At 58.5% G+C, this 11933-nt stretch carries 10 protein-coding genes, 1 tRNA gene and 2 pseudogenes; 8 read left to right on the top strand and 5 right to left on the bottom strand.

Translation table 11 applies throughout. The features are described from left to right. Positions 1–436 precede the first annotated feature (436 nt). The gene (dnaN, locus tag NW804_RS03060; RefSeq protein WP_414422830.1) at positions 437–1774 is read left to right on the top strand and encodes a DNA polymerase III subunit beta; all 1338 of its coding nucleotides are present in this window, start codon (positions 437–439) and stop codon (positions 1772–1774) included. A gap of 111 nt (positions 1775–1885) precedes the next feature. Here dnaN and queG read toward each other — a convergent pair whose 3' ends face one another. The 4 genes and pseudogenes from queG to rpsB all read right to left on the bottom strand — a co-directional run bounded on the left by queG (position 1886) and on the right by rpsB (position 6315). Continuing rightward, a complete protein-coding gene (gene queG, locus NW804_RS03055) occupies positions 1886–2944 on the bottom strand; it encodes a tRNA epoxyqueuosine(34) reductase QueG (RefSeq protein WP_414422829.1) in 1059 nt (352 codons plus the stop codon). Positions 2945–2946: 2 nt separating this feature from the next. After that, the gene (locus tag NW804_RS03050; protein WP_414422828.1) at positions 2947–4353 is read right to left on the bottom strand and encodes an amidohydrolase; all 1407 of its coding nucleotides are present in this window, start codon (positions 4351–4353) and stop codon (positions 2947–2949) included. Positions 4354–4548: 195 nt separating this feature from the next. Continuing rightward, positions 4549–5214 (bottom strand): annotated as a pseudogene (gene tsf / locus NW804_RS03045) (translation elongation factor Ts); the annotation flags it as partial. A 309-nt stretch (positions 5215–5523) separates the two neighbouring features. Then, a complete protein-coding gene (rpsB, locus tag NW804_RS03040; protein ID WP_414410628.1) occupies positions 5524–6315 on the bottom strand; it encodes a 30S ribosomal protein S2 in 792 nt (263 codons plus the stop codon). Between the two features lie 210 nt (positions 6316–6525). Here rpsB and NW804_RS03035 point away from each other — a divergent pair. Continuing rightward, a tRNA-Pro gene (locus NW804_RS03035) sits at positions 6526–6599 on the top strand. Between the two features lie 438 nt (positions 6600–7037). Here NW804_RS03035 and NW804_RS03030 read toward each other — a convergent pair. Beyond that, entirely contained in the window at positions 7038–7790 is a 753-nt protein-coding gene (locus NW804_RS03030) for a 5'-methylthioadenosine/adenosylhomocysteine nucleosidase (protein ID WP_414404910.1), read from the bottom strand. A 115-nt stretch (positions 7791–7905) separates the two neighbouring features. Between NW804_RS03030 and NW804_RS03025 the strand changes: the two genes are divergently transcribed. The 6 genes and pseudogenes from NW804_RS03025 (at position 7906) to nuoK (ending at position 11837) form a co-directional block, all read left to right on the top strand. After that, the gene (locus NW804_RS03025; protein ID WP_414422827.1) at positions 7906–8373 is read left to right on the top strand and encodes a YbjN domain-containing protein; all 468 of its coding nucleotides are present in this window, start codon (positions 7906–7908) and stop codon (positions 8371–8373) included. Position 8374: 1 nt separating this feature from the next. After that, positions 8375–9121: a lipoyl protein ligase domain-containing protein gene (locus NW804_RS03020; RefSeq protein WP_414422826.1), complete on the top strand. Its 747-nt coding sequence runs from the start codon at positions 8375–8377 to the stop codon at positions 9119–9121. Positions 9122–9403: 282 nt separating this feature from the next. After that, positions 9404–9823, top strand: a pseudogene (locus NW804_RS03015) (TPM domain-containing protein); the annotation flags it as partial. 58 nt (positions 9824–9881) lie between these two features. Next, positions 9882–10721 carry a hypothetical protein gene (locus tag NW804_RS03010; protein WP_414422878.1) on the top strand — a complete coding sequence of 280 codons (840 nt, stop codon included), beginning with the start codon at positions 9882–9884 and terminating at the stop codon, positions 10719–10721. 120 nt (positions 10722–10841) lie between these two features. Then, positions 10842–11450, top strand: coding sequence for an NADH-quinone oxidoreductase subunit J (locus tag NW804_RS03005; protein ID WP_414410625.1), 609 nt, complete (start codon positions 10842–10844; stop codon positions 11448–11450). A gap of 81 nt (positions 11451–11531) precedes the next feature. Then, positions 11532–11837 carry an NADH-quinone oxidoreductase subunit NuoK gene (gene nuoK, locus NW804_RS03000; RefSeq protein WP_414394380.1) on the top strand — a complete coding sequence of 102 codons (306 nt, stop codon included), beginning with the start codon at positions 11532–11534 and terminating at the stop codon, positions 11835–11837. Positions 11838–11933: the final 96 nt, after the last annotated feature.

Genomic DNA, 11933 nt, shown 5'->3' with positions numbered 1-11933 from the left:
AAGGAGCAGAGCATTAAGTTTTGTAAACTTTTCAAGCTCCCGCCTTGCCAGCCTGTGGAAAACTTGTGGAAAACTTTGGAAAACTGTGGAAAACCTGTGGAAAAAGACCCCAGGTTATCCACAAGGTATAAATACCCTGTGGAAAAGACCCCCAAGTTATCCACAGATTTTCCACAGGCAGGGAATAAGCTCAAAGGCTTGCGGCGTAAGGCTTTGCTAATCGTCGGGCAATCAATTTCCACAATTTCCACAGGCCCTACTACTACTAGTTAAAAATTTAAATTGGGTAGGGATCGTGGTTTGTAATCTTCCTCGCGCGAGAGTGCAAGCTAAGGGATCGCCTGAGGCGAGTGGGTGCTAGGATTGGCATACTCAGCTCGCAAGTCCCGCAATGGTGCAAGCTCAGCGTCCTGTGGAGGGAGAATCCAGGGCTGCTATGTTCGCGTCTGCCCCGCGCGACGGCAGGTCTGGAGATCTCCACGGCATTGACGACGCTATGGGCCAGCCCTTCCCCCAAGCGGGAGGGAGTCCTAGCGGCAGCCTTTGCTTTACCTGTGAGCAAGCCGAGCTCAGCCAGCACCTGGCAACAGTTGGGCGAGCGGTTGCCAGCCGCCCCGCTCTGCCGATTCTGGCCAACGTGCTGGTAGAAGCCAGTGCAGAAACGCAGCGTGTGGCGCTGACTGGCTTTGACCTCAGCTTAGGCATTCGCAGCGAGTTCGAAGCGGAGGTGAAGGCATCCGGTCGCCTGGCTTTGCCAGCCAAGCTGTTTGGCGACATTGTCAGCCGTCTGCCTAGAGGCCCAGTTACCCTGAGCCAAGCTCAGGAGCGTGTCCTCCTCACCTCAGCCGCTGGCCAGTACCAGTTGCGCAGTGTTGCAGCAGAGGAGTACCCCACCCTGCCGGAGGTGGCGATCCCTGCTGCCAGCGAGGTGGCTGCCGCTTGCCCCGGCGGGAGCGAGTCCCTTGAACACCCCGCGGCGCAGGCTCTAGAGGTGCCCATTGAGAGCCTACTGCAGGGCATTGACCAGACCCTCTTTGCTGCCTCTAGTGACGAGACCAAGCAGGTGCTCACAGGGGTGCATGTCAAGCTCGTGCCAGGGGATCCGCCACAGCTGGAGTTTGCAGCTACCGATGGACATCGGCTGGCCATAGCCCAAGTGGAAGTTGAGGGAATCCCGGTCGAGGTATCCAGGGGAGGACCTGACTTCACCATTCCTGCTCGAACTCTGCGGGAGGTGGAGCGCATCCTCAGCGCCCAAACGGTTGCCTCCAGGGTGGAGTTGCGGTTTGACCGGTCGCAGGTGCAATTTGTTCTGCCCCCTGGCGCCAGCAGCGCTCAGTGCCAGCAGCGGATTACCAGCCGCCTTTTGGAGGGCCAGTACCCCGACTACAACCGTCTGCTGCCCAAGCAGTTTGAGCGACACGTAACCTTAGAGCGTCGGCCCCTGGTGGAGTCCCTAGAGCGGGTGGGGGTGTTTGCTGCCCAGCGGAACGACATCATCAAGCTCAGTCTCTCTGCGGCAACCCAAACCCTACGCATTAGTACCGAGGCACCCGACGTAGGCAGTGGCGAGGAATTGCTGCCAGTACAGATGTCCGGCCCTGATCTCGAGGTGGCCTTCAATGTCCGCTACCTGCTGGAGGCTCTCAAGGTGTTCCACACGCAGCAGGTGAGCCTGGAGCTCAACGGAGCCACGCAGCCAGCCGTTTGGAAGCCAATTGGGGCGATGCGCCTCTGCTATTTGGTCATGCCAGTACAACTGCGGGCAACCTAGGGCGTTTCGCGGTTGGAAGAGTGCCATTCAGCAGGCTGAGAAGGCGCTTGGTTGGCCACCTGGCGGGCTTGGTCCATAGTTCAGGGGCCCATGAGCCATCACCTTCGTCCATTACTTTGAGGGGCCTGAGAGTGTAGCGCTGGGGAGCTGCGCTGGCTGCTCTAGAGGCTCCACTCGATGGCGATCTAATCCCGGCTCACTTACTGCCGAATCGGCATCTCCGTGGAGGGCAGCTTGGGCGTTGCGGCGCAGTCGGTGGGCCTTGAGCCGACGCAAGGCAGAGGCGGGAAACCGGCGGTCGAACTCCTCATCGTCGATCCGGGCCAGTTCTTGGAGATCGGGGGCAACATTCCAAGGGTAAGGCTGAAAGTCGGGAAGGGGACTGGGCCGAGCAAAGCGCTGGTTCCAAGGACAAACCTCCTGGCAGATGTCGCAGCCGGCCACCCAGTTGTGCAGGTTCTGGGCAATCTCAGCAGGGATCCGCTCGGCGTGGCTTTCCAGGGTGTGGTAGGCAATGCAGCGGCGCGAATCCACTACCCCTGGGCTGACGATGGCCTGGGTAGGGCAGGCCTCCAGACAACGGGTGCAGGTGCCACAGTGGGCAGTATGGGGACGGTCGGGAACCAGCTTGAGAGTGGTCAGGATCACTCCCAGAAACACCCAGGAGCCGTACTCGCGGGTAAGCAGGAGGCTGTTTTTGCCAATCCAACCCAAGCCCGCCTGCATGGCCCAGGGCTTTTCTGCCACCGGGCCAGTGTCTACGTAGAAGCGACCCTGGTAATTGGGAAACTGAGCTTGCATCCAAAGGTGGAGCTGTTTGAGTCGCCGTCCCAGCACGCGGTGATAATCTCGCCCCCAGGCGTAGCGGGAGATCTTGCCTTTGGCCGGATCCCGGCTGTGGGGGGTGGAAGTGTAGTAATTGAGGGCCACACAGATTAGGGATTGTACCCCCGGCAGCACCAGCTCCAGATTCTGGCGCCGCGGATCCGCCATCCAGGCCATGTCGGCAGCCATACCGGCAGCCAGCCAGGCCCGTAGACCTGCCCAATCAGGAGGGTTTGCCGCGCTGGCAATGCCGACTTTGTCAAAGCCCAGCGCCCGCGCCTGTTGCTTCACCTGCTCGGTGGCTTTGGCCCAGTCAATCTCTGACTCCCTAGGGATCCCCGCCATGACTACCCCGGCAAACCCATCACCTGACGGTAGCGGGCCTCCAGCTGGGCTGCCTGCTGAGAGCGGCGGAAGGGATCCCAGGAGCTGTGTCGAAATAGCTCCTGCCGCAGCTTGGCTACATCCACCGTCGTTACTTCGCCATCGGCCACCACTTGTTTTCCCCTAATCCAGACGCTGTGGACTGCTTGGGTGGGCCGGCCCAGCACCAGTAGCCCAATGGGATCCGTGCGAGGTAGCAGCGACAGTTGGGTGAGATCATAGAGCACCAGGTCAGCCTGCTTGCCCACTTCCAGAGATCCCAGCTTGTCCCCCAGCCCCAGGCCGATGGCCCCACCACGGGAGGCCATTTCAACGCTCTCGCGGGGGGAGATCCAGTGCCGGTAGTCGGGATCGGTGACGTTGTGCAGGATGGTGCCGATTTTGATCGCCTCTAGGAGATCCTGGGAGTCGTTACTGGCCGCCCCGTCGCAGCCAAAGGCCACGTTGACCCCCGCTTGACGGTATTTCAAGATAGGGGCAATGCCGCTGCCCAGGCGCAGGTTGCTTAAGGGGTTGTGAACAACCGTCGAGCCTGTGCGGGCCAAGATCTCGATATCGCCTGCAGTCAGCCAAACGCAGTGGGCTAGGGAAGTTTTTCGGTCTAGGTAGCCCAGGCGCTCCAGATGCTCCACAGCACTACAGCCGTACTTTTCCTGAGCCAGCAGCTGCTGGGCGCGGGTTTCTAAGAGGTGGGCGTGGCGAGGCAGGTTGTACTTCTGGCTTAGCTCAGCACAGCCTTCGAACAGCTGGTCGGAGCAGAGTTGAATGCCAGTGGGGGCCACCATTAGGCTGATGCCTTCCTCAGGCCGGTGGTACTTTTGAATTGCCTCTTCCAGCATGGCCAACACCTCGGCGGTAGAGAGGGGATAGGCTGCCGACCCCCCTTCTCCACCCGGCAGGCAAGCGGGGAGAGCCTGATCCTGAAGCAGCGGACCAATGAAGGCGCGGATCCCGACCTCCCGATAGGCCCGCACGGCTGCCTCAACAGTGGCCAGCTCCTGGCCGGGAATGAGGATCAGGTGATCCACTACGGTCGTGCCGCCGCTAAGCAGAGTTTCCACCGCCGTCGCCAGGGCGCTGAGATAAATCTTTTCTGGATCCGGCGGCGCGTACTCATGGAGTTGCGCTAGCCAAAGTTCTAGCGGGTAGGGCGGGATGATCCCTCGCTGCCACAGCTCGGAAGAATGGGTGTGGGCGTTAACAAAGCCCGGCAGCAGGAGCTTGTTGTCAGCGTTCAGTTCCACGCTGCCTGGCGCCCCTGCCAACAACCCCTTGCCGATAGCGGCGATTTGCTCCCCTTCAATGCGGACATCTGTCGTCTCGTAGCCGCTAGCAGTGGGGATCAGCGCATTGCGCAAAACGTAGCTCATGGCGGGAACAGGAAAAGGCCGTCGGAGCCAAGCGCGCCAAGGTTAGCGGCTAAAGTTGGGCTGAGGCTATTTCTTCTTGGTAGAGCCCTTCTTGGCAGGCTTGCCCTCGGCGGCTGCGGGCTCAGCAGCCCCTGCAGCAGGCTCGGGAGGAGCTGCCTCCGCTGGTGTCGGCTGAGGCTCGGCCGGGTTCAGACCTGCCTGGGCAGCCACTTCAGCGGCAAAATCCGTCTTTTCTTTCTCAATTCCTTCTCCCAAGACAAAGCGAGCAAACCGCCGCACCCGGATGTTTTCTCCCAGCTTGGCGATGTGTTGCTTGACCAATTCCTCTACGGTGATCGAGGGATCTTTGATGAAGGGCTGATCCATTAGAGATAGCTCTTTCAGGCGCTTTTCAAGGCGACCTTGGATAATTTTTTCCCGCACATGCTCGGGCTTGCTAGCCAGATCCTCTTTGCCCATCTCGATGGCCTTCTCCCGCTCCACCACTTCAGGAGGGATCTGGTCAATGCTGACGTACTCCACGTTTTGGCAGGCGGCAATTTGCTTAGCGATGTCCTGAACCAGCTTTCTAAACTCTTCGTTACGGGCTACAAAGTCGGTCTCGCAGTTGACCTCTACCAAAACGCCGATCCGGTTGCCGAAGTGGATGTAGCTATCAACAACTCCCTCAGCGGTGATGCGGCCAGCCTTCTTGGCTGCTCCTGCTAAGCCCCTCTGGCGCAGCAAGACGATAGCCTTCTCCCTGTCGCCGCCAGCTTCTTCCAGGGCTTTTTTGCAATCCATCATGCCTGCGCCTGTTTCTTCGCGCAGTTTTTTGACAAGTTGGGGATCGATTTTGACACTGGTCTTGGTGTCGCTCATGAGAGTTCCTCAGCTAAAGTGAAGGATATGGCGCGGTGTAAGCTGCACCTGGCTAAAGCTAGGGGCTTTGAGCAGCCTTACAGTTGGCAAGCCAACCACAGATCTCCAAGCTGGGTTACAAAAGCAGCTCCCCAGAGTACGCCGCGCCGCTAGCTATTTACTCTTGTAGCCTAGCACGGGAGGGGTTCCCTCTCCCCGTCGGAAGCTCCGCAGCCGCTCCCCTGGGAAATAATTCTAAACCTAGCTCCCCAAGGGTATGGGGCAGAAAGGAGGCAAGGGAATGCCAGGGGGTCTGGAATCCCTTTGGGGCTACTCGCCCTCGTCGGCTTCGCCTTCGTCTCCCAGATCTTCCAAAATGTCCTCTTCTAGATCCATAGCCCCCTCGTAGTCGTACTCTTCCTCTTCGACGGTGTCGAGCTGCCCATGCCTCCCCTCGTAGATGGCATCGGCCAGCTTGCCTACAATCAGCTTGATCGCTCGAATGGCATCGTCATTAGCGGGGATGAAGACGTCGCTGAGGTCAGGGTCACAGTTGGTATCTAGGAGGGAGATGATGGGGATCTTAAGCTTGATGCATTCTCGGACGGCGTTGGCTTCGCGCCGCTGATCGACGATAATCACAGCGTCGGGGAGCCGGCGCATGTTTTTGATGCCGCCTAGGTACTTCTCCAGCTTGGCCAACTCACGCCTTAGGCGGCCTGCTTCTTGTTTGGGCAGGCGGTCGAGCAGGCCACTGTTTTGCATCTCTTCGATTTCTTTGAGGCGATCAATACGGGTTCTCATCGTGGCCCAGTTGGTGAGCATGCCCCCCAGCCAGCGCTGATTGACGTAGTAGCTGCCACAGCGGGTGGCTTCGTGGGCAATGATCCCAGCAGCTTGCCGCTTGGTGCCGACAAATAGGAAGCGCCAGCCTTTCTCAGCACCCTCCCGCACGTATTCATAGGCTTCATTGAGGTAGCGGGCTGTCTGCACCAAGTCAATGATGTGGATGCCGTTGCGCTCAGCAAAAATGTAGGGCCGCATCTTGGGGTTCCAGCTGCTGGCCTTGTGACCGAAGTGAACTCCAGCCTCCAACAGTTGAGGCAAAGTAACAATGCTCATGGTTCAGTTATCTCCTACGGGTTAGCCTCCGCCTGAACAGATCCCAGTTAAGGGCACCCGGTGGTTCAGGCGTGTGGGATTTTGACAGCCTAACCAGGCTAGCATGTCCCTTGCAGGATTTGGCAGCCGGGGGGGAGCTCTTGCCAAGATCCAGTTTCTAGTGCTAGCTTAGTAGAGCACCTCCAGAGAGGATCTCTGGTACAGGTGCGTCGGGGCGTAGCGCAGCTTGGTAGCGCACCACTTTGGGGTAGTGGGGGTCGAAGGTTCAAATCCTTTCGCTCCGACTTAGCTTAGAGAGAGCCCCTGTCTAAAGGCAGGGGCCAAAGCTTTTTTCTGGCGGTAAGCTACCCCGGGGCTAAAGGTTGAGGGCTCCGTCTCGCCGGCGCGAACAGGGAAACTGCTGCCGGGAAGAAAGTAGCATTTGCGCTAGCGGTGCGAGGTTCTTAAGCCTGCTAGGTGGCTTCTATCTTGGCCACTTGCACCGGAGTAGGATTAGTAACTTCTGTTAGCGGGCGGCGCTTCCTCCCCGCGGCTAGATTGATGAGGGCTTTCCTCTAGTCCTCGACTTGAACTCCATCCGTTCGCGTAGCGGGCCGGAGGCCACTTTGGGGCACACCGGGCAACCTTGCCAACGCACCTTCTGCCTTCATGTGGATTAGCTAAGCCTAGTAGGAGCGGGAAGAAAGCCTCAACCTGGAGCAAAAGTCCGCTTTTGTCCGGAGTCAGAGCGGAGGAGGCAAGCTTTGCAAAACGCTGTGAACCACCGCTGCTGAGTTGAGAGCCGCTGTCTGAAAAAAAGTTAGAAAATCGGTATCGCTTCCTACATCGCTGACCGATCGCACCAGCAGACAAGGGATCCCAGCTTCTTGCGCCACCCGCACCACTGCCGCTCCTTCCATTTCCACCACCAGGGCCCCGGTGCGCTCGCGAATTTGGCGCCGTAGGTTGGCGTCGGCCACAAATACATCGCCGGTGGCTACTAGACCTTGGTGGATGGCCGGTTGCCGTCCCTGCAGAGGGTGGAGAGGGATCCGCTCCAGCTGAGGCACAATCAGGTCGTAGAGGGCCCTATCGGCCTCGGCTAGAGGATGGCGCAACTCGGGAATGAAGTCGATCCCCAAGACAAAGCCCTCTGGGCGGCCAGTGCCAAAATCGTGTTCGATGGCGGCATGGGCCAGCACCACATCTCCCATCTGGAGATGATCGGCCAAAGCCCCGGCCACGCCGGTAAAGATGATTCCCCCGATGGGGAAATGAGCCACCAGCAGAGCTGCCGTAGTTGCCGCCCGCACCTTGCCCACCCCCCCTTGGACCACCACCACCGGCTGCCCAGCCAGGGATCCCTGATGGAACTGCCGCCCCAAGTAGGTATGGACGGAATGGGTCTCCATGGCCTGGGTGAGCATGGCCACTTCTTCTGGCAAGGCCCCCACAATACCAATAGCTTTCTGGGATGGGCTAGATGCAGTTGCCATAGCGCTTGCAGTTAACCCAAAGCAGCTCCATTCTGGCGCAAGCTGGATCCGGCTAGGAGCTCAGACTCCTAGGGAGTATAGTTAAGGTGGTTGACAGGGAGTAGGGAAAAAGGCCATGGCCTACAGCGAGCCGCTCATCGAACGTTCCTCAGAGGTTTTTCCAGGACTAGTGGAAGAGCCCCCTCGCTACGTTGAAATAGTCTCGGCAGTGGTTTCCAGCCTCAAAGAAGATGCCGCCTACGAAAACCACGAGCAGGGGCACACCTGGAAATTCACCTACGGCACGGTGGAAGTGTTCGTCCACCTGAGCGGCGAATCCCCCGAAGATACCCTGTTGGTGTGGTCTCCCGTTCTCTCTCTGCCGGTGGCGGAGCCGGCTAAGCTTATGCAGAAGCTGCTGGAGAAGAACTGGAGCGACACTCTGGAGGCGCGCTTTTGCATCTGGAACAACCAGGTGGTGTTAAACCATTACCGCACCCTGGAAGGGATCACCGCAGGCGAGATTTCCCGCGCCATTACCATTGTGGCCAGCCTGGCCGACGAGTACGACGAGCCGCTCCGAGCAGAGTTTCCGCCTGCTTGAGATGGGATCCCAGGGCTCTTGGCTGCCCTATCGCGTGGCCGCTGGCAACTGGCAAATGGAACAGGACTTTTGGCTTTTGCAGCGGCTGCGCCACGCCCCTAGGCCCTACTTGCGCTTCTATGGCTGGGATCGGCTCACCCTTTCTCTAGGCAGGCATCAGGTTTGGGATCCCCCGCCAGGGATCCCAGTGGTGCGCCGGCCCACGGGGGGAAGGGCGGTGTTGCATCAGGCGGCTGAAGAGGGGGCAGAGCTCACCTACAGCTTGGTGCTGCCCCTCTCTTACCTCCAAGCTCGCCTACCCCGTTTGCAGCGAGCCTGCGTGTACGACTTCTGCTGCCGCTTTTGGGTTCAGGGGCTGGCCGCGCTGGGCGTTGAAGTGGATCCGCCTGTTTCTGCTCCCAGCCGGACGGATGGTCAGAACCGCCCAACCCCAAATCCAGGCTACCGCAATAAAATCAGTTGCTTTGCCTCCCGTACCCGCGCTGACTTGAGCTGGCGAGGCAAAAAGCTCATGGGCAACGCCCAACTGTGGCAGCCTTGGGGGATCTTGCAACAGGGATCCCTCCTGTTGCGGCCCAATTTAGAGCTGTGGGAACGGTATCTGCCCGGCTCGCAGGTGATTGGTATCTACAACATTTGCCCCACGGCGCCAGGGATCCCTGAGTTGATTGAGCATTTTCTCCGCATGGCCCAGGAGTGCTTTGAGGTGGAATGGCAAGAAGAAGCCTGGCCCGAACTGCTGGCTTAGTTTCTGGTTTCTAATCAACCATCGAGGGAGCAAGAAATCGCTTGACTCTTGCTGAAAAAGAGTTGTGCAGAAAAATCCGGAAGGCTTTGCAGCTAGACCGAAGAAGATTTTCCCTTGCTTAGAGCTCTAGCCTCTTTCCCCTGCGAAAAGAGGAAAGCCAAGACTCGTCCCAGCGCTATTTTTTGTGTCGACAAACACCAAAGGCAAAGCAGCAAGAGACTGCTACCCTCTCCATCCCCAATAGCTGTGCTAGAACCTAGGCAGCGCTCAGCCAGGTAAGCCATGCCGAAAGTTTGGGCGGCAGTTTTGCTAGTTGTATCCCTGCTGCCGCAGCCCGCTTGGGCCATTACCCTTGAACAAGTGCCCAACCCCCGCCGTCAGTATGGAGGGTGGGTTTCCGATACCGCCAACATCCTCAGCAGCAGCACCGAAAACGAGCTCAACCGTCTTATCACTCAGCTTGAGCAGCGCACCAGTGCCGAGATGGCAGTGGTTACCGTGCCGAATACTCAGGGATATGCAACACCAAAAGACTTCACCACGCAGCTATTTAACTACTGGGGGATCGGCAAGGCAGGCCAAAACAACGGGGTTTTGTTTCTCATCTCGGTAGGGGATCGGCGGGTGGAAATCGAAACGGGCAGGGGCCTGGTCGCTATCCTCCCCGACAGCCAGGTTCAGCAGATTATCGACCAGCAAATCCTGCCCAGGTTTCGCGCCGGAGACTTCGACGGCGGCACCCTAGGCGGGAGTACGGCAGTTGGCCTTAGCCCTGCAGGGGCAGCAGGCTTCCACCTCTCTTTCCCCTGCAACCGTTCCTCAAGCGGTTGGAGCGGGATCCCTGGCTGTTGCCCAAAGCTCCCTGGAAGGGATCCTGCTGCTATTGGGGATCATCATCCTAGGGGTGGGGTGGCAGCGCTCCCGCTTGCCGGTCTACCTAAAGGCCGAGCGAGGGACAAGACGAGCTATCCCCCTGACCCGTCGAACTCAAGAGGCGGCTGCTCTCTCTTCGCTCCAGAGCGATCCCATTCGACTGTTTCTCTATTCCGGCTCCCTTTGCCTTGGCCTCTTCCTGATGTCGGCCAGTGGCAACTGGCTGGTGCTGACGCTGCCCCTCCTGGCGGCTGTGGTGACCGACGGCACCCTGTGCCAGAAGCAGGGGATCCCCTTTCAGCCCGTGGTCTGCCAAAGCTGCGGTCGACCCATGCGCCCCATCCAGGCGCAAGTTCTCGATACGTGCCTCTCCCCGGGAGATCGCTTGGCCAAAAGCCGGGGCAGAGCCAGCTACTACGGCTGGTTTTGCCCTAGCTGTCAGGGGGCAGCTGTGGTTGTTCGCGAGAATGCATTTTATCGCCACCTCTATTGCCCCCGGTGTCAAGCTCTCACCCTTGACCTCACCACACAGGTTCTCAGGGAAGCCACCTATTCCTCTAGCGGCTTGAAGCTGGAAATCCTGAGCTGTCCTATCTGCGGGTACCGCAGCGAGCGAGAGGTGGTCATCCCCGAGCTCAGCGACACAGACACAGATTCAGACTTCGGTGGAGATTCAGACTTCGGTGGCGGTAGCAGCATAGATGACGGAGCGGACGACAGTTGGTGAGACCCAACTCTAGAGATTTCTCTATACGATCTGAAAAAGGAGTCGGGCTTCTCTTAAATCCGCCAGGACAGTACAGTGGTAAGGGAGCAGCAATAGAAACTGGCTAAGGACGGATCTCTCATGACCCTCGGAGAAGGCGTACAACTGGTTACGTTTGTGGTGCTATCGGCGATGGCCATTGGCTTCGCGCTAGGCGTGGTTTGGGCCCCCAGCATTGTCTATTCCGGTTTTCTGCTCGGGGGCGTTTTCCTGAGCATAGCCGGGCTGTACCTTCTTTTGAATGCTGATTTTGTGGCTGCCGCCCAAGTTTTGATCTACGTCGGCGCCGTCAACGTACTGATCCTGTTTGCCATTATGCTGGTGAACCGGCGCTACACCTTTGCCCCTCTGAAGCTGGGCTGGCTGCGCAACGGAGTGACGGCGGTAGTCTGTTTGGGTCTGTTTGCCCTTCTAGCCGCGATGGCTTTGAACACCCCTTGGCCGCTGCAGCCGATCCAACCTTTGAGCAGTGTGTTGGTGATCGGCGGCCACTTCTTCAGCGATTATCTTCTGCCTTTTGAGCTGGCTTCTGTTTTGCTGCTGATGGCGTTGATTGGGGCCATTGTCTTGGCGCGGCGGGAGTTTGTTCTTCCCCAAGCCGGAGAAGGGGATCTGAGCTTGCTGGAGCGGGCCCGACCCCAGCTGGAATCAGAGTCAGAACGACCGGTAGAGCTGGTGAGCACCCGCTAAAGCTGACTGCTCTCGACCATAAAACCTAGAGCTTTCCCGAGGCCCCTGTCATTGTGTATCTACATGGAGCTCATCGCGATGTTGCAACTGCAGTTTTTCTTGGTAGTAGCAGCGATCCTCTTTTGCATTGGCATCTATGGGTTGATCGTTAGCCGCAATGCCATTCGGGTGCTGATGTCCATTGAGCTGATGCTCAATGCAGTGAACCTCAACTTTATGGCCTTCTCCAACTTTGTCGATTCAGCTCTGATTCGCGGCCAGGTGTTCTCGGTGTTTGTCATCACTGTGGCGGCTGCCGAGGCCGCTGTAGGCTTGGCCATTGTGCTCGGGATCTACCGCAATCGCGCCACCATTGATATGGAGAGATTTAACCTGCTTAAGTGGTAGCCTATCAAGCTAGCGCCGGGAGAACACCCACCGTTAGCACTTGCCAACTAAAGTAGAGGCGGTGTAGTGGCCTGTAGCAGAACCCTCTAGCTTGCC

This window comes from Synechococcus sp. WC10meta (assembly GCF_047461475.1).
The sequence above is the reverse complement of the archived record's forward strand: the minus strand, read 5'-3'. Positions and strand labels throughout refer to the sequence as shown.